The organism is Saccharicrinis carchari (genome assembly GCF_900182605.1).
GTDB lineage: Bacteria > Bacteroidota > Bacteroidia > Bacteroidales > Marinilabiliaceae > Saccharicrinis > Saccharicrinis carchari.
This window is the reverse complement of sequence record NZ_FXTB01000004.1, coordinates 283,003-308,752: the sequence shown is the minus strand read 5'-3', so window position 1 is coordinate 308,752 and position 25,750 is coordinate 283,003. Positions and strand designations below refer to the sequence as shown.

General features: G+C 40.4%; 19 protein-coding genes. 16 read left to right on the top strand and 3 right to left on the bottom strand.

Annotation, left to right across the window (positions count from 1 at the left end; genetic code table 11):
• Positions 1 to 14: 14 nt before the first annotated feature.
• From bcp to mfd, 10 genes are all read left to right on the top strand, one after another.
• Positions 15 to 482 (top strand): thioredoxin-dependent thiol peroxidase, encoded by a 468-nt coding sequence (gene bcp, locus FN809_RS09985; protein WP_142533375.1) that lies wholly within the window; start codon positions 15 to 17, stop codon positions 480 to 482.
• A 9-nt stretch (positions 483 to 491) separates the two neighbouring features.
• On the top strand, positions 492 to 1,499 hold the full coding sequence (gene recA / locus FN809_RS09980) for a recombinase RecA (RefSeq protein ID WP_142533374.1): 1,008 nt from the start codon (positions 492 to 494) through the stop codon (positions 1,497 to 1,499).
• Positions 1,500 to 1,911: 412 nt separating this feature from the next.
• Positions 1,912 to 4,482, top strand: coding sequence for a phosphoenolpyruvate carboxylase (locus tag FN809_RS09975; protein WP_142533373.1), 2,571 nt, complete (start codon positions 1,912 to 1,914; stop codon positions 4,480 to 4,482).
• A gap of 206 nt (positions 4,483 to 4,688) precedes the next feature.
• A complete protein-coding gene (gene purH, locus FN809_RS09970; protein WP_142533372.1) occupies positions 4,689 to 6,212 on the top strand; it encodes a bifunctional phosphoribosylaminoimidazolecarboxamide formyltransferase/IMP cyclohydrolase in 1,524 nt (507 codons plus the stop codon).
• Positions 6,213 to 6,226: 14 nt separating this feature from the next.
• Complete coding sequence (locus tag FN809_RS09965) at positions 6,227 to 7,249, top strand: rod shape-determining protein (RefSeq protein WP_142533371.1); 1,023 nt, start codon at positions 6,227 to 6,229, stop codon at positions 7,247 to 7,249.
• A 314-nt stretch (positions 7,250 to 7,563) separates the two neighbouring features.
• Complete coding sequence (gene mreC, locus FN809_RS09960; RefSeq protein WP_142533370.1) at positions 7,564 to 8,391, top strand: rod shape-determining protein MreC; 828 nt, start codon at positions 7,564 to 7,566, stop codon at positions 8,389 to 8,391.
• On the top strand, positions 8,388 to 8,906 hold the full coding sequence (mreD, locus tag FN809_RS09955) for a rod shape-determining protein MreD (RefSeq protein ID WP_142533369.1): 519 nt from the start codon (positions 8,388 to 8,390) through the stop codon (positions 8,904 to 8,906). The genes mreC and mreD overlap by 4 nt, the downstream gene beginning before the upstream one ends.
• 21 nt (positions 8,907 to 8,927) lie before the next feature.
• Complete coding sequence (gene mrdA / locus FN809_RS09950; protein ID WP_142533368.1) at positions 8,928 to 10,763, top strand: penicillin-binding protein 2; 1,836 nt, start codon at positions 8,928 to 8,930, stop codon at positions 10,761 to 10,763.
• Complete coding sequence (gene rodA, locus FN809_RS09945) at positions 10,750 to 12,168, top strand: rod shape-determining protein RodA (protein ID WP_142533367.1); 1,419 nt, start codon at positions 10,750 to 10,752, stop codon at positions 12,166 to 12,168. Before mrdA ends, rodA begins: the two co-directional genes overlap by 14 nt.
• Positions 12,169 to 12,270: 102 nt before the next feature.
• Positions 12,271 to 15,642 (top strand): transcription-repair coupling factor, encoded by a 3,372-nt coding sequence (gene mfd / locus FN809_RS09940; RefSeq protein WP_246095568.1) that lies wholly within the window; start codon positions 12,271 to 12,273, stop codon positions 15,640 to 15,642.
• A 79-nt stretch (positions 15,643 to 15,721) separates the two neighbouring features.
• Here mfd and FN809_RS09935 read toward each other — a convergent pair whose 3' ends face one another.
• A complete protein-coding gene (locus tag FN809_RS09935; RefSeq protein WP_142533366.1) occupies positions 15,722 to 16,783 on the bottom strand; it encodes an ATP-binding response regulator in 1,062 nt (353 codons plus the stop codon).
• 161 nt (positions 16,784 to 16,944) lie between these two features.
• On the opposite strand from FN809_RS09935, the gene FN809_RS09930 reads away from it, so the two are divergent.
• The 6 genes from FN809_RS09930 (at position 16,945) to FN809_RS09905 (ending at position 24,690) form a co-directional block, all read left to right on the top strand.
• Entirely contained in the window at positions 16,945 to 17,688 is a 744-nt protein-coding gene (locus tag FN809_RS09930; RefSeq protein WP_185957524.1) for a type III pantothenate kinase, read from the top strand.
• A complete protein-coding gene (locus FN809_RS09925; protein ID WP_142533364.1) occupies positions 17,672 to 19,003 on the top strand; it encodes a hypothetical protein in 1,332 nt (443 codons plus the stop codon). Before FN809_RS09930 ends, FN809_RS09925 begins: the two co-directional genes overlap by 17 nt.
• 22 nt (positions 19,004 to 19,025) lie before the next feature.
• Positions 19,026 to 20,393, top strand: a complete 1,368-nt coding sequence (locus tag FN809_RS09920; RefSeq protein WP_246095567.1) for a tetratricopeptide repeat protein — start codon at positions 19,026 to 19,028, stop codon at positions 20,391 to 20,393.
• Positions 20,394 to 20,412: 19 nt separating this feature from the next.
• On the top strand, positions 20,413 to 21,012 hold the full coding sequence (gene lptC / locus FN809_RS09915; protein ID WP_142533363.1) for an LPS export ABC transporter periplasmic protein LptC: 600 nt from the start codon (positions 20,413 to 20,415) through the stop codon (positions 21,010 to 21,012).
• 95 nt (positions 21,013 to 21,107) lie between these two features.
• Positions 21,108 to 22,373: a hemolysin family protein gene (locus FN809_RS09910; protein ID WP_142533362.1), complete on the top strand. Its 1,266-nt coding sequence runs from the start codon at positions 21,108 to 21,110 to the stop codon at positions 22,371 to 22,373.
• A gap of 226 nt (positions 22,374 to 22,599) precedes the next feature.
• Entirely contained in the window at positions 22,600 to 24,690 is a 2,091-nt protein-coding gene (locus FN809_RS09905; protein ID WP_142533361.1) for a peptidylprolyl isomerase, read from the top strand.
• 39 nt (positions 24,691 to 24,729) lie between these two features.
• On the opposite strand, the gene FN809_RS09900 is transcribed toward FN809_RS09905, so the two are convergent.
• Both FN809_RS09900 and FN809_RS09895 read right to left on the bottom strand, forming a co-directional pair.
• Entirely contained in the window at positions 24,730 to 25,086 is a 357-nt protein-coding gene (locus FN809_RS09900; protein WP_142533360.1) for a hypothetical protein, read from the bottom strand.
• 9 nt (positions 25,087 to 25,095) lie between these two features.
• Entirely contained in the window at positions 25,096 to 25,674 is a 579-nt protein-coding gene (locus tag FN809_RS09895; RefSeq protein WP_142533359.1) for an RNA polymerase sigma factor, read from the bottom strand.
• Positions 25,675 to 25,750: the final 76 nt, after the last annotated feature.

The following is a 25,750-nucleotide window of genomic DNA, read 5'->3' as shown; positions in this document are numbered from 1 at the left end:
ATTAAAAATAAAACATGCAAACTTTAAAAGAAGGCGACAAAGCCCCTGATTTTAGCGGCAGCAATCAAAATGGCGACATCATATCGTTAAGTGATTTTAAGGGTAAAAAAATTATCCTGTACTTTTATCCCAAAGACAACACACCCGGATGCACCGCCCAATCGTGTAATTTAAACGACAACTACAGTGAGTTAACAGCCAAAGGTTTCGAGGTTGTGGGAGTTAGTCCCGACGGTGCCGATTCGCATCTAAAATTCATAGCCAAATACAACCTGCGATTTAACCTAATAGCGGATACAAATAAAGAGATATTAGAAATGTATAATGCTTGGGGTTTAAAGAAAATGTATGGCAAGGAGTATATGGGTGTTTTGCGTACTACCTATATAATTAACGAAGAGGGAGTAATTGAAAAGATAATTAAAAAGGTAAAAACAAAGGACCATACCCAGCAGATATACAAGGAATTGGAATTAAAATAAACTATTAATATGGCAGATAAACAAGAAGTTAACAAGGAAAAATTAAAAGCCTTGCAACTTACCATGGATAAAATCGATAAATCCTACGGTAAAGGTACCATCATGAAAATGGGCGAAAATGCTGTTGTGGATGTACCGGTTGTATCAACCGGATCGCTTTCCTTAGACATGGCCACAGGTGTAGGCGGCTTTCCCCGTGGACGAGTAATTGAAATTTACGGGCCCGAATCGTCGGGTAAGACCACACTGGCTATACACGCCATTGCCGAAGCCCAAAAAGCAGGTGGCATAGCAGCCTTTATTGATGCAGAACATGCCTTTGACCGTTTTTATGCAGAAAAATTAGGAGTAGACATCGAGAACCTCTTGATTTCGCAGCCCGACAACGGCGAACAAGCGTTGGAGATAACGGATCAATTGATACGCTCATCGGCTATCGACATAATTGTTATCGACTCCGTTGCTGCCCTTACCCCTAAGGCAGAAATAGAAGGTGATATGGGTGATTCCAGGATGGGGCTGCAAGCCAGGCTAATGTCGCAGGCTTTACGCAAACTTACGTCAACCATCAATAAAACCAATACCTGCTGCATATTTATTAATCAGCTAAGGGAAAAAATAGGTGTAATGTTTGGTAATCCTGAAACCACGACAGGAGGTAATGCACTAAAGTTTTATGCCTCATTGCGATTGGACATACGCAGAGCCTCACAAATTAAAGATGGCGAAGATGTGATAGGGAACCATACCCGCGTAAAAGTGGTGAAAAACAAAGTGGCACCTCCATTCCGAAAAGCAGAGTTTGATATTATGTATGGAGAAGGTATATCTAAAGTTGGCGAGATACTTGATCTGGGCGTTGAGAAAGAAATCATTAAAAAAAGTGGATCGTGGTTTAGCTATGGCGATACCAAATTGGGTCAGGGTCGCGAGGCCGTTAAAGCGGTAATCAAGGATAATCCGGAATTAATGGACGAACTGGAACAAAAAATAATTGGAGCCGAAAATAAAGCTTAAGCCCTTTTAAGCTTTTTTGCCCTGCTCTATGGCAGATAATTTCTCCTATTTGGGGCAGGTTGTATAAAAACAACTTGTTCCGCTTAGGAGTTAATTCAACAATTTATTTACCTACTTTCCTATCGATTTAGCCCAAATATTTATGGCTGTCTTCAGTAATAACTAAATCTGATTTAGTCGATTTTCAATTCAGTAAAAACTTTTTTTCAAAAGTATAACTTCAGCCAAGAAGGGGTTAAGCAAAATTTTATTCATATTTTCGATAGGTAATCAATGGTTCAGGCTAAATTGATTTGTATATTACACAATTAAAGCTTATCCGTGTAACTTAAGTTTTACGTGAATGATAAGCCGTATTGCATATTTATATGTTGCGTGTGGAAAGTAGGCAAGTAACGCAAAAGTAAAACCTATGAATAGTCAGATAATAAAGTCATACGAAGAAGAAATTGAGCTGAAATACCAACTGTATAACAGTTTGTTTTTATCCTTACAATTGGAAGCGGTTGAAAAAGCCGGAAATCTCATCCCTTTACTCTACCAATCCTGCGTTGAAGGGCTGGAAAAAGGAAAAGACCCGATTGCTATTTTACAAACTTTTTTTGCCAGTCATAAAGCAGAGCTGTCGGCTAAAGAACGCGATGATTTTTTGTTTAAGGTAATTCAATATATCGAACGTCAGATTGTATTAATAGATGCGCTGGAGGATGCAGCATACAACAAAATACACCGTATCACAGGCGAAAACTCCTATAGTTCCATAAGCGATCGAGTGAAAAAAGAAAACCTGATGGATAAGATGGCACAAACGGTAAAAGAGTTTGGCGTACGGGTAGTGCTCACGGCTCATCCCACACAGTTTTATCCTTCGCAGGTACTGGCAATTATCAATGATTTGATGGTTGCTATCAAAAGAAGCGAAGTGGGCGATGTAAGAGATATGTTAAAGCAACTGGGTAAAACACCTTTCTATCAGAAAATTAAACCCACACCCCTGGATGAGGCAAACCGTTTGACTTTTTATTTGCGTGATACTTTTTATCCGGCTATAGGGCAGCTTTTAGATAAAACTGCAGAAGATTATTCAGAATCACTGGAACAAAATAATCAGTTTATTTCGCTGGGTTTTTGGCCGGGCGGCGATCGCGATGGAAACCCATTTGTAAACGTGGAAACTACAATGCAGGTAGCGGCTAAACTCCGAAATACCATATCCAATTGTTATTTTCAGGAGGTAAAAGAACTGAAAAGAAGAATTACTTTTGCCGGGGTTCATGCTAAAGTGGTAGAGTTGGAATCTTTGTTAAAAGCCGAATTGAGTAACGCCTCGGGTTCCGATAATATAGATTTGGCCGATTTTTTAGCGCGTATAGACAAAGTAGAACAGCTCATCCGTAAAAAACACCAAGGTTTTTTTATCGAAAAAGTGCAGTCGCTTAAGCGTAAGGTTCAGTTGTTTGGCTTTTATATGGCCAGTATTGATATACGACAGGATAGCAGGGTGATAGGCACAGCGCTAAAAGAGGTTGTGAAGGCTTATCCCGACATTTTGCCCGCCAACCTTTTTGAGATGGACGAAAAGGAACAGATACCTTTGTTGGTGAATGCACGTGGTGCGGTGGATGCCAATATTTTTGAAGATGAAGTAGTTAAAGATACGGTGGCTTCTTTTGGGGTAATAAAAGATATACAGCGGATGAACGGGGAGCGGGGGGCGCACCGATATATCATCAGTAATTGCCGTGGGCCATTGGACGTGGCGCGCGTATTGGCTATGTTTAGAATATGTGGATGGGGCTACGACGACCTAAAGGTGGATATAGTGCCACTTTTTGAAACGATCGACGATCTTAAAATGGCGGGCGAGGCCATGTATACCTTATATGCTAATCCCACGTATCGCAAGCATCTTAAAAACAGGGACAACCGCCAAACCGTTATGCTTGGTTTTTCGGACGGAACCAAGGACGGTGGTTATCTGATGGCGAACTGGGCCATTTTTAGAGCCAAGGAAAATATAACGCTAAAATCGCGTGAGAATGACGTGGAAGTGGTGTTTTTTGACGGACGCGGGGGACCACCGGCACGAGGGGGGGGGAATGCCCATCGTTTTTATGCGGCCATGGGCAAAAACATCGAGAACCGACAAATTCAAATGACGGTACAGGGCCAAACCATCAGTTCGCATTATGGCATAACCGAAGCCGCGGCACACAACATGGGTTATCTGCTTACCGCCGGGCTTTCCAATAATATTTACAGCAAGCCGCAAAATCAGTTACAAGCAGAGCAACGCGACTTTATTAGTGAAATGGCGGAGTCGAGCTACAAGAAATATCTGTCGCTAAAGGAGCATCCCTTGTTTATGCCCTATTTGGAGGAGGTAAGTACCTTAAAATATTATGGTAAAGCCAACATAGGGAGTCGACCCAGTAAAAGGGGCGGAAGTGATAAGATTAATTTTGGCGACCTCAGAGCTATTCCATTTGTGGGAGCCTGGAGCCAGCTAAAACAGAATGTGCCCGGATTTTATGGCGTGGGAACGGCACTGAAAGAACAGGAAGAAAAAGGGAATTTACAAGCCTGCATCGATCTGTACAAAGAATCCATCTTTTTTAAAACATTGCTTTCAAACAGTATGCAAAGCATGAGCAAAACGAACTTCCAAATTACGCAATACCTCGAAAAAAATGAACGCTTCGGCGAATTTTGGCAAATGCTGCACGATGAATATAGGTTGACCAAAGAAATGCTACTGAAGGTATCTGGTTTATCCAATTTGTTGGATGATAATCCTCGCAGTTTTATGAGCATCCGTTTGCGCGAGCGTGTTGTACTGCCACTCTTATTGATTCAGCAATATGCACTAATGAAAATTCAGGAGGCTAAAAATGGAAACAAAGACATAGCAGTAGAGCTGTACGAAAAAATGGTGATCCGTGCTATGTTCGGAAACATAAACGCAAGCCGTAATTCGGCATAGCAAACAATTTGAGCCACAGTAAACAATACTAAATAAAAAAACAAAACCTTGATTAGTGTGCTTATTTTCTTATTTTTGCGCGATGCAAAATATTTTTGCATATTTATTTGTGGCACAAGGCATATAAGGTAAAAAAATGCGTGCTTTTTCGCACCAAAAAAACGGGGCCCAAGCACAAGCTTTCAATATCGAATAATAAACAATACATGATTGGTTCAAAAAAAATTAAATCCGCACTTATTTCGGTTTTCCATAAAGATGGCTTAGACGAAATTATCAAAACACTGAATAAACTCGATGTTCAATTATACAGCACAGGTGGCACCCAGACTTTTATCGAGAATCTTGGGGTTGAAGTTAAGGCTGTTGAAGATATCACCGGATATCCGTCCATCTTAGGGGGTAGGGTAAAAACACTCCATCCCAAAGTTTTTGGAGGTATTCTGGCGCGTCGTCATAACAGTTTAGACAAAGAGCAACTTCTACAATATGATATACCGGAGTTCGACCTGGTAATTGTAGATCTTTATCCCTTCGAGGCTACCGTAGCGTCGGGCGCCGGGGAACAGGACATAATCGAAAAAATTGATATTGGGGGTATTTCGCTGATACGTGCGGCTGCTAAAAATTATAACGATGTGCTTATTGTACCATCCAAAGCACAATATGCCCATTTGAATAAGGTACTTAACGAAGATAAGGGTATATCAACCATTGCCCAACGAAAAGAATTTGCCAAAGCGGCCTTTGCAGTTTCTTCGTATTACGACAGTGCCATCTTCAATTATTTTGATAACGAGCAGGGCAGTGCTTTGCGCATAGGGCACGACAATACCCGGACTTTGCGTTATGGCGAAAACCCACATCAAAAAGGAAAATTTTACGGAAATCTCGACGAAGTATTTGAACAAATACATGGTAAAGAAATTTCGTACAATAACCTATTGGATATTGATGCTGCCATTAATTTAATAGGCGACTTTAACGAAACTACCTTCGCTATTTTAAAACACAATAACGCGTGTGGTTTGGCTTCGCGTGAAAATCTTACCGAAGCCTGGAAAGATGCCCTCGCGGCCGACCCCGTATCGGCTTTTGGCGGAGTCCTTATTGCAAACAAAGCAATAGACCTGGAAACAGCACAGGAAATAAATAAGATATTTTTTGAGGTAATTATTACCCCGGCCTACAACGAAGATGCTTTAGAGGTACTAAGAAGTAAAAAAAATAGGATTATCCTTATATTGAAACCCTGTGAATTACCCAATATTTTAAACCGGACTTTGTTAAACGGAGTACTTTCGCAACAAAAAGACATTAAAACCGAAACGTCCGAAGATTTAAAAACAGCCACTACATTAAAACCCGATGCCAACGAGGTGGAGGATTTGCTGTTTGCCAACAAGCTGGTAAAACATACCAAGTCGAACGCCATTGTTTTGGCCAAAAATAAACAGCTGATTGCCAGTGGGGTTGGGCAAACATCGCGCGTGGATGCATTAAACCAGGCCATTGCCAAAGCCAAAGCTTTTAATTTTGAATTACAAGGTGCCGTGATGGCGAGTGATGCTTTTTTCCCTTTCCCCGATTGTGTAGAAATAGCCCAAATGGAGGGTGTTAAGGCAGTTATTCAGCCGGGCGGTTCAATAAAAGACCAAGATTCGGTTGATTACTGTAACCAAAACGGGATGAAAATGGTATTAACAGGAATCAGACATTTTAAACATTAAAAAATTTACATCCCATGGGATTCTTTTCTTTTTTATCTCAGGATATTGCCATTGACTTGGGAACCGCCAATACCATTATCATACACAATGATAAAGTGGTAGTGGATGAGCCTTCAATTGTGGCATTGGACCGCCGCACCGATAAGCTGATGGCTATTGGTGAAAGGGCCCGCCAAATGCACGGAAAAACGCACGACAATATTTACACTATACGCCCTTTGCGCGATGGTGTAATAGCCGACTTTAATGCTGCTGAGCAGATGATAAGAGGCATGATAAAAATGATAAACAACAAAAAGCACTGGTTTACCCCTTCGCTCACCATGGTTATTTGTATTCCTTCGGGGAGCACCGAGGTGGAGATTAGAGCTGTACGCGACTCGGCCGAACATGCCGGCGGACGCGAGGTTTACATGATATACGAGCCTATGGCAGCAGCCCTCGGAATAGGGCTTGATGTGGAAGCACCCCAAGGCAGTATGGTGGTGGATATAGGTGGTGGAACCACCGAAATTGCCGTAATATCGCTGGGAGGTATTGTAACCAATAAATCCATACGTATTGCAGGCGACGACCTAACGGCCGATATTATGGAGTATATGCGCCGCCAGCACAATATTAAAGTGGGCGAACGTACGGCAGAGCAAATAAAAATACATGTTGGCTCTGCGCTGCCCGAGTTGGAAGAGGCACCAACGGATTTTATTGTGCAAGGGCCTAACCAAATGACGGCTTTACCTATTGAGGTGCCGGTTTCTTATCAGGAAATTTCGCATTGTCTTGAAAAATCTATATCAAAAATAGAAACAGCCATATTGAGTGCACTGGAACAAACGCCACCCGAACTGTATGCAGATATTGTAAACGGTGGTATTTACCTTGCCGGCGGAGGTGCACTGCTTCGTGGATTAGACAGGCGCTTGACGGATAAGATAAATATACCGTTTCATATTGCCGAAACACCTTTGCACGCAGTAGCGCGTGGAACCGGAATTGCATTAAAACACAGACATAAATTTTCGTTCCTGAAAAGATAAGTAGTGCATTAAAGCCTCGAGAAAAGTCATGAGTTTTTAAAGCCGATAAAAACAGATACTTAATTTTGCCGTGGTGCAATGGCTGCTAATTACTAGATGTAAAAATAAGGATGTATGCATAAAACCTGGTCCCCAATAGGTCACCGGGTTTTGTAATTTATTTTACCGGTGTAATTTTATTTGTACAACAACGTTGTATGATTATATGATTGAAATATTTGGGATCAAAAAAAATAACTTTATCATCCCGTAAAACAGGAGCAAATAAACAAAAATGGCTTATTTCCTTAAAAATAGGATAATATAATAATTGAATGAGAAACTTTTTGCGGTTTATAATACATCATCACTTTACATTCCTGTTTATTTTATTGGAGTTGATAGCGCTCATTTTAATTGTTGGATACAATCAAAATCAACGATCCATTTTTCTGAGCTCTTCCTCAAAAATAGCTGGTGGACTGTTTCAGTCGGTAAACAATATTGAGGAGTATTTTTCCTTAAAGGAGGTAAACAGGGAGCTCTCGAAGGAAAACTCTCTTTTGCGCAGCCAGATGCCCTCTTCCTTTGAAACCTCAAAGGATTATTTTTTATATGCCGGGGATAGCGCATCGGCTCACCAATATAAATATCGCTCATGCAAGGTTATCAACAATACTGTACGCAAGCATTTTAACTACATAACACTAAACAAAGGCACACAGGATGGTATTAAGCCCGATATGGGTGTTTTGTCGGGTCGCGGTGTGGTGGGAATTGTTATAAAAAGTACCAAAAATTTTAGTACGGCCTTGTCTGTTTTAAATCCACGGCTTAAAATATCGGCTAAACTTAAAGAGTCCGATTTTTTTGGTTCTGTGAGCTGGGATACAGAATCTACCCTTTTTGCCACCTTAGATGAGATACCTGAACATGCCAATGTGAGTTTGGGTGATAGGGTAATCACCAGTGGCTATTCAGCTACCTTCCCGGAGGGCATACTTATAGGTACGGTGGATGAAGTAGCGCACCCCGAGGGGGAGAGCTTTTATAAGATAAGGGTAAAGCTAAGTGTCGATTTTTCAAAGTTAAGTTACGTTGAGGTGGTGGAGAATATATTTCAAGAACAGCAAAAACAATTAGAGGAGGATACAAAACAATGATAAGTGTAATTCCCAGATACCTGTTTAATTTCGTGTTTTTTGTGCTGCTTCAGGTTCTTATCCTCAACAAAATGGAGTTCTCGGGATATCTGAACCCCTACCTGTATGTTCTTTTTATTTTAACCCTGCCTTTTGAAACACCTGGATGGCTGTTGTTGATACTATCCGCGTTATTGGGCGTAAGTGTAGATATGTTTTCGAACACTTTAGGTATGCATATGGCAGCTTGTATTTTAATTGCTTATGCACGACCTTTTATATTGGCACGCATAGCGCCTCGCGACAATTACGAAACAGGTACCTTACCACTGCCCTCTTATTATGGCTTTGCTTGGTTTTTCAAATACGCTGGAATATTGGTGTTTGTGCATCATTTATTTTATTTTGTTATAGAATCTTTTTCCGTAGTCAGTTTTTTTGATATTCTGATGAAAACACTGGGGAGCACCTTTTTTACACTACTCATCATGGGTGTTACGCTATTGTTCACTTATCAAAAAAAACGAAGAATTTAAAGGAGGTGCGACGTGGAAAATATGAGTAGAAGAACCCTTGTTATTGGCCTTATCATTTTATTTATAGGTATAAGCTTTATTATTAAGCTTTTTATACTTCAGGTGTACGACCCATCGTATAAATATTCGGCCGTGAGTAATACTCGTCGCGAAATAATCAGTTTCCCATCGCGTGGACTGATTTACGACAGAAACGGAAAACTCATCGTTTCAAACCAGGCCGATTACGATTTGATGGTGGTGCCCCGTGAACTTAAACCTATGGATTCACTCACCTTTTGTAATGCCCTGGAGATATCTATACAGGAATTGCGTCAACTCTTCGACGACATGAACGGTAGATTACGTAATAAAAAGATATCACGTATAAAACCTTCTATTTTTTACAAGCAGTTATCGGCCAGACAGTACGGTTTTTTGCAGGAAAAATTGTACAAATTCGACGGTTTTTTTGTGCAGCGTCGTACGCTGCGTAAATATGAATATCCGCATGCTGCACATATATTGGGTTATATTGGCGAAGTGGGGCCGCAGGATATAGAAAGGGATAATTATTATACCCGTGGCGATTACCATGGCATCAATGGGGTAGAATCGACTTACGAAAAATTTTTGCGTGGAAAAAAGGGGTATAAATATGTTTTGGTGGATGTTCACGGACGACAAAAAGGCACCTTCCGCGATGGGCAGTTCGATATTCCGGCAGTGGCGGGTAAAGACATTAAGCTGACCATCGATATTGGATTACAAAAGTATGGCGAGGAGCTAATGAAAAATAAGATAGGCTCCATTGTGGCCATCGAACCCAAAACAGGGGAGTTGTTATCCATGGTTTCGAGCCCGGGGTATAACCCCTCACTTTTGGTTGGCAAAAAAAGAGCGGGTAACTTTTCCGTGTTAAGTACCGATTCCTTAAAGCCATTGTTTAACCGACCTATTATGGCCTGGTATCCTCCCGGATCTACCTTTAAAACCGTGAATGCACTCATAGGCCTGCAAGAGGGTGTTATTACGCCCAATACCAAATACGAATGTTACATGGGTTATTCGGTGGGGCGTTTTCACTTGGGATGTCATCCTCATGCCAGTCCTCTTGATTTACGACATTCCATCTCCAATTCCTGCAATGCCTATTATTGTCATATTTTTCGGAATATAATAGATAATCCCAAAAACGGTACGGTACAAAATGGATTTGAATTATGGAAAAATTACCTGGTAAAATTTGGTTTTGGTCATAAATTGGGTATTGATTTTGCCAACGAAATACGGGGCTTTGTACCCAACAGCCAAACTTACGACAAGATTTACAACAAAAGCTGGTCGTCGCTCACCGTAGTATCCTTGGCCATTGGGCAGGGCGAGCTGTTAACAACACCTGTACAGATGGCCAACATGGCTGCCACGCTGGCTAACAAGGGCTATTTTTACACACCGCACATCATCAAGGAAATTGAAAACGACACCATACCCACTCGTTTTAAAGAGATTCGCGAAACCGGCATTGATACCACCCACTTTGCCCCGGTACTCGACGGCATGGAAATGGCCATATGGGGAGGCGCTGGCAGTACGGCCACCATTGCCCGTGTGCCCGGCATAAGTATATGTGGAAAAACAGGCACGGCCGAAAATCCACATGGCGAAGATCACTCTGTATTCATAGCCTTTGCTCCAAAAGAGGATCCTAAAATTGCCATTGCTGTATATGTTGAAAACGGTGGTTTTGGATCCAGGTGGGCAGCTCCCATATCGAGCTTGGTGGTGGAGAAATATTTAAAAGGGGAGATCGATCCATCCCGTACCTGGCTCGAGAAAAGAATGTTGGAAGGAGATTTGATTCATGGCACAAAATAATTACAGCAAAAAAGTAGACTGGCTTTCCACAACCATTTACCTGATACTTGTGATATTTGGATGGTTTAATATTTACGCCGCCAATTATAATCCCGAGAACCCGGTTTTTTTTGACCCTGGAAAAGAGTATGCCAAACAATTAATATGGATAGGTCTTTCATTGATTATCATATGGGTAATTTTTATGACCGACAGTAAGTTTTATGTTGCTTTTTCATATTTTTTATATGGTACTTCCGTATTTCTTTTATTCAGTGTTATATTTTTTGGTAAGGAAATAAACGGAGCTAAGTCGTGGTTCGAAATAGGACCACTTAGGTTTCAGCCTGTGGAGCTGGCTAAAATAGCCACAGCACTCACTTTTTCGCGTATAATGAGCAGGCATAATTTTTCGTTTGACAAACCAAGGAATGTGGCCAAGATATTGGGTATTTGGACAATGCCTGTCCTTTGTATTTTTCTTCAAAACGATACGGGATCGGCGCTCGTATTTTTTGCATTTATATTGCCGTTTTATCGCGAGGGTCTTACGGGTAATATTTTAATTTTTGGCATACTGGCTGCAATCGTTGCCATCCTTACCTTGGTATATACCAATACCCTAATTTTATCGCTGGTAGTTGCAGGTGCTTTTTTGTTTCTCCTGCTCAAAATAGATAAAAAAATAGTGGCTATGGGGGGCGCGTTTTTTTCTGGTGGATTTATCTTGTCTCTTGCCTTTTATGCTCTTGCTGGATTCAAACTGCAATATGAATTGTTTACCGTTGTGGGCATTGCCACGGTATCGGTTTACCTGTTGATAAAAGGTTTTGTTAAAAATATAAAGCCTGTTCTTCCCATTGTAATTTTTTTATGGGGATTGGTGACCGTAACATTTTCCGCCGATTATTTTGTGGATGAAGTTTTATCGCAATATCAACGAAACAGGATTTATGTACTATTGGGTTTCAAGGACGACCCTCTGGGTGCCGGGTACAACGTTAATCAATCAAAAATAGCCATTGGTTCCGGCGGACTCACCGGTAAAGGTTACTTGCAAGGAACGCAAACTAAGTTTGATTTTGTGCCGGAGCAAAGTACCGATTTTATATTTTGTACCGTGGGCGAAGAATGGGGTTACCTTGGAACATTTGGGGTGGTGATGTTGTTTTTGATTCTGATATTTAGGCTCATATATTTGGCCGAAAAGCAACACTCGGCATTTAGCCGTGTTTATGGCTATTGTGTGGCCTCCCTCTTTTTTTATCACTTTGCGATAAACATAGGAATGACCATTGGCTTAGCACCTGTAATTGGCATTCCGCTGCCTTTTTTTAGCTATGGCGGTTCCTCGCTGTGGGGATTTACCACCTTACTTTTTATATTTCTTAAACTGGATACCAACAGGAACCAATTAATTCGTTAAGCACACTCAATTTTCTGTTTTCCGGTGTGTCATGTCTTGTTAAAAAAATAGAACAGGTGTCAAATTACCCCAACCTAAATAATTCCATCTAAATCCTTATTTTTGCAAAAAAAAATTAGCGTGAGTCAATTGAATGTTCTTGCCCAATTTAGGGATAATCCTCTTATAACTCAATTAAATGCTGCCATTACCAATGGTGAGCACCATATTTTTGTGGCAGGCACCACCGGCTCTTTCAAAAGTGTAGTGCTGGCATCTGTTATGGGAAGGTTTTCGCATTTGGTTGTTTTAAACGATAAAGAAGAGGCCGCCTACTTTTACAACGATTTAGTACAGCTGTTAGGAGAGGGCAGCATATACTTTTTACCTTCTACCTACAAGCGCTCCCCTGAGTATGGTAATATCGAAGCATCTAGTATTATTTTGCGCACTGAAGCACTCAATTATCTTAGCAATACAAAAAAAGCAGGTGTGGTGGTTACCTACCCTTTAGCCTTGTTCGAAAAGGTACCTACCAACAGTCAGTTAAAAGAAAGTACACTGAATATTAAAACCGGTGAGCAAATAGATATTTCTTTTGTTACCGAGGTGCTGATAGAATACGAATTTGAGAAAGTAGATTTTGTATACGAGCCGGGTCAGTTTTCCGTGCGGGGCAGTTTGGTGGATATTTATTCCTTTGCTCATGAAGATCCCTATCGCATCGACTTTTTTGGCGATGAGGTGGACTCAATACGCACCTTTGATTTAGAAAACCAGCTCTCCAAAACAAAACTGAACGACATAGCCATCATACCCAACCTTAGCACCAGGGTGGGTAAAGAACATATCTCTTTACTTGATTTTTTAAATCCCAAAACTAAAATATGGGCCTCCGACATAGCTTATGTTACAGATAAAGTAAAAGAGGCACATCTAAAAATAGTGCATCGCAACAGTCAGCGAAAGGATGAGGAGAACATACCATCGCCCGATTTTTTTGTCGGACACCAGGAAATAGAAAAACAATTCTCGGCAAGGCAAAGCATTGAGTTTGGCAAACGGAGCTATTTTAAAGATAACACCGAAATTAGATTCAGCACCAGCCCACAGCCCGTTTTCAATAAAAACTTCGATTTGTTGCAGGACGATTTGTTGCATAAAGAGGAGCAGGGATATGCATGTTACATACTGGCCGACAACCCCAAACAGCACGAACGGCTCGCTGCTATTTTTCATGATAAAGGCAGTGAGGTAAAATACACCCCCTTGGGTAAAACGTTGCACGAGGGATTTGTAGATCACGACATGCAGTTGTGCTATTACACCGATCATCAAATATTTGAGCGCTACCATAAGTTTAGTCTGCGCACCGACAAGGCACGTATCGCTAAGCAAGCGGTATCGCTAAAGGAACTTAGTCGACTGAACCCAGGCGATTATGTGGTGCATGTTGATCATGGTATCGGTCGCTTTGGTGGGTTAATTACCACCGAGGTAAACGGCAAAAAACAAGAGGCTATACGTTTGGTATTTAAGGATAACGATGTGTTGTTGGTTAGTATTCATTCCTTGCATCGCATCAGCAAATACAAAAGCAAGGAGGGCGAGCCCCCTCGCATCAATAAGTTAGGATCAGGTGCCTGGCAAAAGTTAAAGGATCGCACCAAGAAAAAGGTAAAGGATATTGCACGAGAACTGATTGCCCTGTACGCCCAGCGCAGACAGGAAAAAGGCTATGCATTTTCGCCCGACAGTTATATGCAAACAGAACTGGAGGCTTCATTTATTTATGAGGATACGCCCGATCAGGAAAAATCAACTCGTCTTGTTAAAGAAGCCATGGAAAAAGACACCCCCATGGATATGCTGGTTTGTGGGGATGTGGGTTTCGGTAAAACCGAGATAGCCATTCGCGCGGCCTTTAAGGCCGTGAGTGACAATAAGCAGGTAGCCGTTTTAGTGCCCACTACCATTTTGGCCATGCAGCACTATAAAACATTTAGCGAGAGGTTAAAGGATTTTCCGTGCAAAATAGATTATGTGAGCCGTTTGCGTAAACCCAAGGATATTAAAAACGCTCTAATGCGTTTAAAAGCGGGTGAAATAGATATTCTTATCGGCACGCATCGTTTAATTGGTAAGGATGTTGAATTTAAAGATATGGGGCTGCTTATTATTGACGAAGAGCAGCGTTTTGGGGTGAGCATCAAGGAAAAATTAAAAAAACTAAAGCTCAATGTTGATACCCTTACACTTACAGCAACACCCATACCACGCACGCTGCAGTTTTCGTTAATGGGAGCACGCGACCTAAGCATTATCAACACACCGCCGCCCAACCGACACCCCATTCTTACTGAGCTACACACCATCAGCGACGAAATAATAAAGGAGGCCATCACCTATGAGATAGACCGTAACGGTCAGGTGTTTTTTATACATAACCGTGTGCAAAATATTTATGAAGTAGAAGCCATGATAAACCGAATTTTACCTTCGGTAAAAACAGTAGTGGGACATGGCCAAATGGATGGCCCTCAACTCGAGAATGTAATGCTGGGTTTTATCAATGGCGATTACGATGTACTTATAGCCACCACCATCATTGAGTCGGGACTGGATATACCCAATGCCAATACAATTATAATAAACAATGCCAACCATTTTGGCATGAGTGATTTGCATCAATTACGGGGTAGGGTAGGTCGTTCAAACAAAAAGGCCTTCTGCTATATGCTGGCACCTCCGCTTTCGTCGGTTACGCAAGAAGCAAGGCGACGGTTAAAGGTTATTGAGGAGTTTTCTGATTTAGGGAGCGGCTTTAACATCTCTATGCAGGATTTGGATATCCGTGGCGCAGGTAACTTGCTAGGGGGCGAACAAAGTGGTTTTATTGCGGATATTGGTTTCGAAACCTATCACCGCATTTTGAACGAGGCCATGATCGAACTCCGTGAAACTGAATTTAAGGATTTATATCACGAAGAAACCAAGCAGGTTACAGACAGCAATATTAAGTTTGTGAGCGACTGTAGTATTGAAACGGATGCCCGTTTGTTGCTGCCCGATGATTACGTAGAAAGTGTAGCCGAAAGAATGCAGCTGTACCGACAACTTGACGGACTGAAAAACGAAGAAGAACTGGATGTGTTCAAAGCGGAACTAAGCGACAGGTTTGGTGCCTTGCCTATGTCTACCCGTCAGTTGGTTCAGGTAGTTCAAATACGCTGGAAAGCTATTGATTTGGGTATCGAAAAAATTATATTCAAAAACAATAAACTGATTGTTTATTTTGTGTCTAATCAGGACTCGCCTTACTATCAATCGGCGGTTTTTACAGGCATTTTGGCCTACCTGCAAGCAGAACATAAAAATGCCAAAATGAAAGAGAAGAATGGAAAGTTAAGTCTCGTATTCACCGGGGTGAATGATATCAGCGAGGTTAAATCATTTTTTGATCTTCTGCATGCTGCTATTTTTACCAAAAAATAATCGGTGTACGTAAAAGCAGTGCCAAACTATTTTTAGCCAATGCCGAAAAACGAAATAATCACGTAATAATTTCGAAGGGTCAGGTTAATAAAATTTGATCGATTACACCATTCACGGAGCACACTACATTGAGGTTAAGCTTAACTGTTTTTCCGTTACATAGTGTTACTTCAACCCGTTGCCCTTTATGCTTCTTGCAATCTATGTTTTGGAGTTCAGTTAACCATTGCGGAGTCCCATTGATGAGTGAGGTAAATGGTTGGCCTACAATAGTTTCTTTTGCAAGTGTGTTGCTTGTAAAAGTATTGCTCCGTATTATTTTATAGGTATTGTCCAATACAAAGCATATGTTTTCTCCTTCGAACAGTGCTCTTTCGTAAGCTTGATTTTTTCGTTCACTTAACTTATACGCCGATACATCCCTAAAAATTAGTTGAACAGACTGGTGATTGTTGAAGTTTACCTTAGATCCGGCAATTTCTACCCAATAATGATCGCCATGTACGGTTTTCATTTTGGTTAGGAATGGCTTTATGCTTTGGTCATTGGATATAGATGAATGAATAATATGGCTAAATTCCTCATAGAATTCTTCAGCTACAAAGTTTTTTATGGGCATCCCCATCACATCTTCAATATAATGTGTTTTAAAAATATCCAATCCTAACCGGTTGAGATAAGTGATTTTTTCCTTGCTTAAAACTACGATAGGCAATGGGGAGTTCGAGATAAATTCGCGATATCCTTGCTCTCTTTCTTTTTGCTCTAAATCCACCCTGTGCTTGTAAAATGCCAAATCGATGCTGATACCCAATTCTTTTTTATTGATTGGTTTTACCAGGTATCCATATGAATTAGAAACAATAGCCCGTTCAATAACCGGCGAAGAGGTGTCGCTGGATATATAAATAATGGGTACTTCCATTTCGCGTTTAAGCATTTCGGCGGTTTGTATACCATCTAATTCCCCATCCAGGTGTATGTCCATTAAAATAACATCGGGCTTTAGTTTCTTGCACTTCTCAATAGCTTCTCTTCCCAAACTGGCTTTGCCCACCAACTCATGACCCAAGTCGCGCAAAAACATGGTAAATATGGCGGTTATAAAACGGTCGTCCTCAACAATAAATATTTTTCTCATAATGTAATTTCCATTAAGCCTGTTTTTTGTAACAAGCTTTTTAGTATTTTTGCAGTTCTTACTTTAAAGGTGAATTGTTGTTGATAGCTGCAAAATCAATATTGATTTATTCGTTAGGGCACTTTTATCAAAATAAATATAACAATTTTAAATCAAACAGTGTGAATTTAGTTATTGATCAGGGAAATACTTTTACCAAAATAGGTGTTTTTGACAAGGGTAACCTGATATACTCTGATTTATGCGAATTATTTGATAAAAATATTGTCCACAACATACGGTCTAAGTATTTCATTGATAAACTAATCGTATCGTCTGTTCAAGTAGATTACGGAAGTGATGAGGCCTTACGCACACTGTTCGACTTAAACGAAAGTATGACGGTGCACCTATTAACCAGCGATAGTGAGTTGCCTGTTAAAATTAATTATAAAACCCCTAAAACATTAGGAAAAGACAGAATAGCGGCGATGGTTGGAGCCAATGAATTGCACCAAGGGTGTCCTAAATTGATCATAGACGCCGGAACAGCGATTACCATTGACTATATTGATGCCCAGGGAACGTTTTTAGGGGGTAATATATCGCCCGGATTACAAACACGGTTCAAGGCTTTACATCAAAATACAAAACAACTGCCTTTATTAAAACCCAATTCCAATACGCCGTTTTTGGGCTTATCATCCGACGAAGCCATGTGGTCAGGAGTTCAAAATGGCCTTATTTTTGAGATAGATAGCTATATAAATCATTTTAACAAGCTAAATATCAACACGAAAACCATTTTAACGGGTGGGGATGCATATTTTTTTGTCAAAAAATTAAAAAATACCATCTTTGTAAATTCAAATTTGGTGCAAAGCGGTTTAAATACAATATTAGAATATAATGCTAAAAATAAATAAATTAGTACTTGTAGTACTAGCATTTTTAACTATCACCCCCATCCTACATCTATCGGCGCAACAGAGAACTTACTCTCCGCTTTCGCGTTTTGGTTTAGGAGAGTCGCAAAATATAGCTTATGGGTCTAATGGAGGTATGGCAACAACGGGTATAGGAATCCGTTCTTCTTACGGAATAAACGCTTTGAACATTGCTTCGCTCACCGCTTTAGATTCCCTCTCTTTTTATTTCGACGGTGGCGTAAGTTACTTTTGGCAGTCACAGGAAACCGGTAGCGGTAATATCGACAACAGCGACATGCTTTTTGATTATATTGCGGTTGCTTTTTCTGTATCGCCAAACGTCAGCTACACGGTGGGCTTTAAACCGGTATCGGGTACGGGGTATAAGTTTTTAACCACAAAATCGCTAGCCGACGGATCCAAAGCCTTCTCCGAAATATCCGGAAATGGGAATCTGACAGAAGCTTATTTTGGTGTGGCTGTGCAGCCTATCGATAATTTTTCGGTGGGGGCTAACCTTTCCTACCTTTTTGGTAACTTACGAAATATATCAAGAGCGAATTATGGCGGCTCTACCAATGCGCTCAACCACGGAGTTTATAATGAAGTAAGATTATCAACCATGCTTTACGATTTTGGTGCGCAATACACATATAAGCTGGATGATGTTAAATCTGTAACCTTAGGATTAACATATCGGCCTAAGATTGGTTTATCCGGGAGTGAAACAGATTTATTAGCACGCGGTGTACAATTTGGTGACGATAACAATCTTTTTGATCCAACTCGTGCTATAGATACTTTACGTAGCAGCAATAGGGATTTCAACAATAATGAAATAGAATACGCCTCTTCGATAGGTGTTGGCCTTTCTTATAAAGTGGAGGATAAATTACAACTTGGGCTTGATTATAAAACCGATCGGTGGGGCGATGCCGCGCATTTTAATCCTTCGTTTGAATACACAAATACCCAAAACTATTCTATTGGTGCCGAATTTATTCCCAACGACAGATCGGCCAGTAGCTACCTGAACCGTGTGCGTTATAGAGCCGGAGCCTATTATCACACGAATAATATTGCAGGGTATTTGGATTCTAAAAATGAGTGGACAAAAAGCGATCTGTATAATTATGGCATAACTTTTGGATTGGGATTACCATTGAAACGATCAAAAACGTCCATTAATCTATCTGTTGAGGTGGGAAAACGAAATGCCGACGGACATAGCAATGACAAGCAATCATACGGAAAATTAAAAGCTAGTTTTAGTTTACACGAGTTCTGGTTTCGCAAAAGACAATTCGATTAACAATTATTTTAAATACAAAACCATGTCGAAAATTTTAATAAATATCATTATCGCGGGGATGATTACCCTCCTAGGGGTTCCGGCAATTGCACAAAAAGGTGTTGAAGATGGCTCCAGGTATGGCCACGGGGAAGATAGTATCCGTTGTCTTAAAAACTTATCGCTATTTACTGAGTATGTAAAGCAAAAGAGTTTTGCAGATGCAATACCGTCGTGGGAAATTGTTTATAACGAATGCCCATTGTCAAGTTCGCGTATTTATACCGATGGTATTAAAATTATGGATTGGCGAATAAAAAATGAAAAGGACAAAGCAAAAAAAGATGAGCTTTTTGAAAAGCTAATGGGCATATACGACCAACGCATAAAGTATATGGGTAACCATCGTAGGTACAACGAGGGTTATATCCTGGGACGCAAGGCCACCAAAATGCTCTCATACAAAGGCGACGATCCGGTGTTTAGAAAAAAAGCACAGGAGCTATACGAAAAGTCAATAGCAGCGCAAGGTGTAAAAAGCGAAGTGTTTGTGCTGGCTACTTTTATGAGTAATACGGTGGATATGTACCGGAAAAACGAAGCCGATGCGGAAGTTGTAGTAAAAAACTTTGTGAAGGTTAGTGATTTGCTGACAGACATAATAAAAGCCGAGAAAAAAGAATCGAATAAAGAAAGAACTAAAGGCGTTAAGGATACCGTGGAAAAGCTGTTTGCTAGCAGCGGTGCAGCGGATTGTCAAACCATTGAAAAAATATTTAGCCCCAATCTGGTCGAAAATAAAACCAACCTGGATTGGCTAAAAATGGTAAATAAGTTGCTGGCACGTGCCAATTGCGAAGATGCACAACTACTTTACGATGTATCTGAAAACTTACATGTTATTGAGCCGTCTTCATCATCGGCCTATGGTTTGGCTCGTATGTACTTGAAAACACAGGATTTGGAAAAAGCGGTAGAATATTACAATCAGGCTATCAACTTAGAGGAAGAGGATGAGCAGAAAGGTACGTTCTACTATCAATTGGGCTTGATTAAGTTTAACCAGGGTAGATTGGCCGAGGCCAGGTCTAATGCACAAAAAGCCATTAACCTACGACCCAGTTGGGGCGATCCGTACATTCTTATCGGTAATTTATATGCCACTTCGGCTAAAAACTTTGGATCTAACGAATTTGAACATAAAACTGCCTATTGGGTGGCGGTTGATATGTTTAAAAAAGCCAAAAGTATTGATCCCGAAAAAACGGAAAAAGCCAATGAGCTGATTAATATATACACGCAGCATTTCCCGGGTATGGAAGAAATTTTCTTTCAGGGTTTTAAAGAGGGCGATACGTATTCCGTTGGCGGATGGATAGGTGCCAGTACCAAGGTGAGGGCAAAAAAATAATGGCTGACTTTTTACGATAATGGAATCGGATTATAATAAAAAGCATATTAATAAAATCAACAAAACTGCAAGGGCACTGCTGCTTGCAGTTTTGTTTTTTAATCTGGCTTGTACTTCCAACAAGCCGGAAGAGATAAAGGCCATAGAAGCCGACCAGAACACCCCTTCGCTTGAATTAGTAGATTTTGAAACTTTTATTTCAGACTCCGGCATGGTAAAATACCATGTTACTACCCCCCTGCTTTTAAACTACGATAAAGCCGAAGAGCCGTACAAGGAATATCCGCAGGGAGGTCACATTATGACGTACGACTCTGTTGGCTCAATCCAGGCGCAGATAAAATGTAAGTACGCTATATTTTACGATAAGCAACAACTGTGGGATTTAAGAAACAATGTGGAAGCCGTTAATGAAGATGGTGTGGTATTTAATACCGAACAGCTATTCTGGAACCAGAGCGAAAAGAAAATTTATACGGAGAAGTTTATAAAAATTACCACTACCGACGAAATAATTACCGGATATGGATTTACTGCCAAAGAAAACCTGACGGAATATCGCTTAAATAAAATGAGCGGTACAATTGCACTTGACGAGAAGCAACAAACGCCGGAATAATATCCCCAATAAGATAAACTTATAATCCAATTGTTTTTTTTGAGTCGGCATAATTAGTAATTTAGCCCTATAACGTAATTGAATCAATAAAATAAATGGACCACGCTACCATTATTATCCTTGCCCTTTTGTTTTCGGCATTTTTTTCGGGTTGTGAGATGGCTTTTATATCCTCAAACAAACTATTGATTGAGCTGAATAAAAAAAAGTTTCCACCGTTGAGTAGGATAATCGATATTTTTGTACGCAACCCGGGTCTTTTTATATCCGCACTGCTTGTGGGAAACAACGTGGCGCTGGTAGTATATGGTTTGCAAACAGCCAAAATGCTGGAGCCAATGATACAGGTATATATTGATGCGCCCATTGGTGTATTATTTATTCAAACACTACTCTCCACCCTGCTAATATTAGTTACCGCAGAATTTTTACCTAAAGTGTTGTTTCGCATCAATCCAATTTTTGTACTGAATGTGGCCGCAGTACCTTTATTGTTTTTTCATGTGCTTTTTTATCCTGTTTCAAAACTCATGCTGTTATTGAGCGAAGGGCTTATGAAAAATTTATTGAAGATAAGAGGTGAGATTACATCGAATAACATGGTGCTGGGACGTATTGATTTGGATCATCTTATATCCGAACACCACCAAAAGCTGGAGAATAACGATGAAATGGCCAAGGAAGTGAAGCTGCTTAAAAATGTACTCGATTTCTCGAAGGTGAAAATAAGGGAATGTATTATCCCCCGTACGGATATTTCGGCAATTGAGCTTAGTGAAGGCCTGGAAATACTTACACAACGTTTTATTGAAACCGGTTTTTCAAAGATATTGGTTTATAAAAATACCATCGACAATATTATTGGCTATGTGCACGTTTCGGAGCTTTTTAAAAAACCCAAACAGCTTAAAAATGCCATTAGTAAACTGTCTATTGTACCCGAAACCATGACAGCCAACAGATTATTAGAAACTTTTACACAGGAACACCGCAGCATCGCGCTTGTGGTGGACGAGTTTGGGGGTACAGCCGGTATTGTTACCATGGAAGATATACTGGAAGAAATATTTGGTGAGATAGACGACGAACATGATGTATCCGACTTGATAGATAAACAACTATCGGATAATGAGTATGTTTTTTCGGGTAGGGTAGAAATAGATTTTATCAATGAAAAATATGGGCTCAACTTGCCCAACTCCGAAAATTTTGAAACAATTGCCGGATTTATACTTCATCACAATGAATCTATTCCAAAAAATGGTGAAGAAATAATTATCGACGACTTTAAAATGAAGATTCAGGTGGCCTCGGATAATCGTATTGACCTGATTAATGTCACCGACATGCGTAATTCCTGATAAAACCTATTTTTTTAACCCTTATGGATGCTTTAAAACAAATGCTGTCCAAACTGTTATGTGCTTGATGTATAGCAGTTTGTAATTATCGCTGTGCGCAAAGAATACGGTTGTAAGGTTTTTTTTGCGTTTTTGTTCATTCAGCACCTATCCGCCGGCGGTGTTATCCAATTTTTTGTATATTCGTAACCTAATTTTTGAGACTTTAAAATTAACAATAAACAGAATGGCAACATTAGAGAGAATTAGAAAAAAAGGTGGTGTATTGGTCGCTTTTATGGTAGGGTTCGCCTTACTTGCATTTATACTAACCGATTTTTTTAGCGGTCAGGGCGGTGCACAACCCGGCAGCATAGAAGTAGGCGAAGTAAACGGTACGGCTATTTCATACAGTGCTTATCAAAATGAGGTTACGCAAGCCGAAGATTTTAGGAAACTGAGCTCCGGACAAAGTACTATTGACGAGAATCTACAGTTTCAAATACGGCAATCGGTTTGGGATCAAATGGTGATGGATATTGTAATGGGCGAAAAATATGAAAAGACCGGAATTGCAGTAACCACCGACGAAATTATTGAAATGGTAACCGGCAGTAACCCGCACCCGGGTGTACGCCAAATGTTTACTGATCCACAAACAGGGGCATTTGACCAGTCGGCAGTAGTTAATTTTTTACGCAACCGTAAAAGAGATCCGAATGCTAACTTTTACTGGGAGTTTTTACAAAAAAACCTTGTAAACGAAAGGCTAAACAGCAAGTATATCAACTTATTTCAAAAAGGGTTTTTCGTTACCCAAAGCCAGGCCAATGCCGAAGCTAATGCTAAATTACGTAGCGTAGACTTTGACTTTGTTGCCGTAAACTACAACTCGATACCCGATAGCGTTGTTGAGGTGTCGAAAGGCGAAATAAGTGCCTATTATAGCAAACATAAAGACAACTTTAAACAAGCCGCAGAGCGAAGCATCCAGTACGTGTCCTTTTTAGTAGAGCCCTCAGAAGAGGATAAAGAAATGGCTGAAAAATGGATTGAGGATATTAAACCGGAATTCTCAAACCCGGATACCGATGCAGCGCAATTTGTGACGATGAACTCTGATATACCTTATCAGGATAGTAACTTAAAAGCGGAGGACGTAAGAATTGTATTGCAGGATTTTATTAAAAATGCCCAACAAGGTGATGTATACGGTCCCTACCTGGAAGACAATACCTACAAATTAAGTCGTTTAGTTAGCGTTAAGCAGATGCCCGATTCGGTTAAAGCACGACATATACTTATTCAGGAACAAGATCCGGCTCGTGCAAATACAGTGGCCGATAGTTTGATGAACCTTATTAATAAGGGTGCCGATTTTGCTGACTTAGCACGTAAAAACTCCAAAGATACTGGTTCGGCGATTAACGGCGGAGACCTAAATTGGTTTAAGGAAGGCACTATGGTAAAACCTTTTAATGATGCCTGCTTTAACGCAAAAAAAGGTGATGTTGTTAAGGTGCAAACGCAGTTTGGTGTTCATATTATTCACCTACAGGATGTAGGCAAACGAGTAACTAAATACAACATAGCCACCTTAGGCCGGGAAATAAAATATAGTTCAAAAACATATCAACAAGTTTATTCGCAAGCTAATAAATTTGCAGCCACTAATAATACGGCAGATAAATTTAAAGAGGGTATTAAAGAGCAGAATCTAACACCCAGATTTGCTACCCTGCGTGCCACGGATAGGGCTGTACCGGGACTGGAAGGCTCCAGGAGGTTGGTACAGTGGTCATTTGAAGCCAAAGTTAACGATATGTCGCCCACCATATATGAGTTTGGGAATCAGTTTGTGATTGCTGTGGTAACTGAAGTGGTTGAAGAAGGGTATCAGGATGTTAACGATCCGGTGGTGCATAATACCATAAAGAGTATTTTGGCCAAGGATAAAAAAGCCGAGATCATCAAAAAAAGGTTTAACGATAATAAGGCATCAAGCCAAAGCCTCACTTCACTGGCACAAAAAATGGAAAGCCAGGTGCAATCGGCTACTGATATCAACTTCGCTTCGTTTCAGGTGCCCGGGGTTGGTATGGAGCCCGCACTAATTGCATTGGCTTCGTTAAGCGATGTGGGTGAGATGTCGGTTCCGGTAAAAGGAGATCAAGGGGTTTATGTGGTAAAAGTAACATCGGAGCAAGTTGCAGAAAATACCGATGTAGAAAGCACCCGTGAGCAACTCAGGAGTGTAAATACTAACAAAGCCTATCGCTTAGCACCTGTAATCAAGGAAAAAGCCGAAGTAACAGACGATAGATTAAAGTATTTTTAAGGAAATACGAACTATTAAAAAATATAAAAGGCCATCGATTTACGATGGCCTTTTTTGATATCGTATGGCAAACATCCATTTTAATATTACCTGATCAAATAAAAATACGCATAGTACGATGAGTAAACCGTATAGGGGAAATATGTATTCAAGGCTTAAATAGGAGAGCAAGTGGTTTTCGGTTAAATACAGAATCAGAACCAAACAGGCGGCAACACCAATAATAATGGCCATCTTTAACATCCACTCTTCCCACAGGCGACGTTTGGTTGTTTGCAGCTCAAAGTTCCGGGTGAGCCGATCAACAAAGTTGTGGGGCATGTGGGGAGGATCAAATTTTTGGAACCCTTCATTGATTAAGCGATCGAGTTTTTTATCTTCCATATCTGCATTCATCTTACTTGATTATTTATCTTCGTACAACATTTCGATGGCATCCTTACCGTATAGTTTTTCTATTTCGTTCCTAAACATCCCTCTCGCCCGGCTGAGATAACTCTTTATAGTACCTATTGGCATCCCGCTTATATCGTGTATCTCGGCCAGCGAAAATTCTTCGAGGTAAAAGAGGCTCAGCACGCTTTGGTAGTGCCCGGGTAAATTACTCAAAACCGACTTAACGACTTGTACCATGTCGCTTTGGTTCAAATTATCGCGTGTAAGATTATGCCGTGCGCGCTCATAATTTTGAGGTTCATCCGTAAAATTTATCTTAGCCCTGGATTTTTTCCTGACAAAGTCGATGGATGTTTTCCAGGCGATGGATGCTATCCAGGTCGATAACTTTGATTCGGCCCGGTAGTTCTTTATGTTTTTATACACTTTTATAAATACATCCTGGGCAATGTCTTCGGTATCGGTTTGGTTTTGAGAGGCAATTCTGTATGCGATACTGAATACCAAACGCTGATGTTTGGAAACCAAATAGCGATAGGCCGAAGGGTTACCCTGTTTAATCTGGTTTACTAATTCAATATCATTCATATATGCTGTTTGTCGAGTAATGCTAGTTAAAGGTTGCAAATAAAAAAAGATATTTAGGAAATATGTTGTAACCTTT

What these genes read in the sequence shown, in the direction of transcription:
- mreC (WP_142533370.1), top strand. Translation starts at nt 7,564, where the DNA reads ATGAGAAACTTTTTGCGGTTTATAATACATCATCACTTTACATTCCTG.
- FN809_RS09920 (WP_246095567.1), top strand. Translation starts at nt 19,026, where the DNA reads ATGTCGAAAATTTTAATAAATATCATTATCGCGGGGATGATTACCCTC.
- FN809_RS09935 (WP_142533366.1), bottom strand. Translation starts at nt 16,783, where the DNA reads ATGAGAAAAATATTTATTGTTGAGGACGACCGTTTTATAACCGCCATA.
- bcp (WP_142533375.1), top strand. Translation starts at nt 15, where the DNA reads ATGCAAACTTTAAAAGAAGGCGACAAAGCCCCTGATTTTAGCGGCAGC.
- rodA (WP_142533367.1), top strand. Translation starts at nt 10,750, where the DNA reads ATGGCACAAAATAATTACAGCAAAAAAGTAGACTGGCTTTCCACAACC.
- FN809_RS09975 (WP_142533373.1), top strand. Translation starts at nt 1,912, where the DNA reads ATGAATAGTCAGATAATAAAGTCATACGAAGAAGAAATTGAGCTGAAA.
- mreD (WP_142533369.1), top strand. Translation starts at nt 8,388, where the DNA reads ATGATAAGTGTAATTCCCAGATACCTGTTTAATTTCGTGTTTTTTGTG.
- FN809_RS09925 (WP_142533364.1), top strand. Translation starts at nt 17,672, where the DNA reads ATGCTAAAAATAAATAAATTAGTACTTGTAGTACTAGCATTTTTAACT.
- lptC (WP_142533363.1), top strand. Translation starts at nt 20,413, where the DNA reads ATGGAATCGGATTATAATAAAAAGCATATTAATAAAATCAACAAAACT.
- mrdA (WP_142533368.1), top strand. Translation starts at nt 8,928, where the DNA reads ATGAGTAGAAGAACCCTTGTTATTGGCCTTATCATTTTATTTATAGGT.
- recA (WP_142533374.1), top strand. Translation starts at nt 492, where the DNA reads ATGGCAGATAAACAAGAAGTTAACAAGGAAAAATTAAAAGCCTTGCAA.
- purH (WP_142533372.1), top strand. Translation starts at nt 4,689, where the DNA reads ATGATTGGTTCAAAAAAAATTAAATCCGCACTTATTTCGGTTTTCCAT.
- FN809_RS09910 (WP_142533362.1), top strand. Translation starts at nt 21,108, where the DNA reads ATGGACCACGCTACCATTATTATCCTTGCCCTTTTGTTTTCGGCATTT.
- FN809_RS09905 (WP_142533361.1), top strand. Translation starts at nt 22,600, where the DNA reads ATGGCAACATTAGAGAGAATTAGAAAAAAAGGTGGTGTATTGGTCGCT.
- FN809_RS09900 (WP_142533360.1), bottom strand. Translation starts at nt 25,086, where the DNA reads ATGAATGCAGATATGGAAGATAAAAAACTCGATCGCTTAATCAATGAA.
- FN809_RS09895 (WP_142533359.1), bottom strand. Translation starts at nt 25,674, where the DNA reads ATGAATGATATTGAATTAGTAAACCAGATTAAACAGGGTAACCCTTCG.
- FN809_RS09965 (WP_142533371.1), top strand. Translation starts at nt 6,227, where the DNA reads ATGGGATTCTTTTCTTTTTTATCTCAGGATATTGCCATTGACTTGGGA.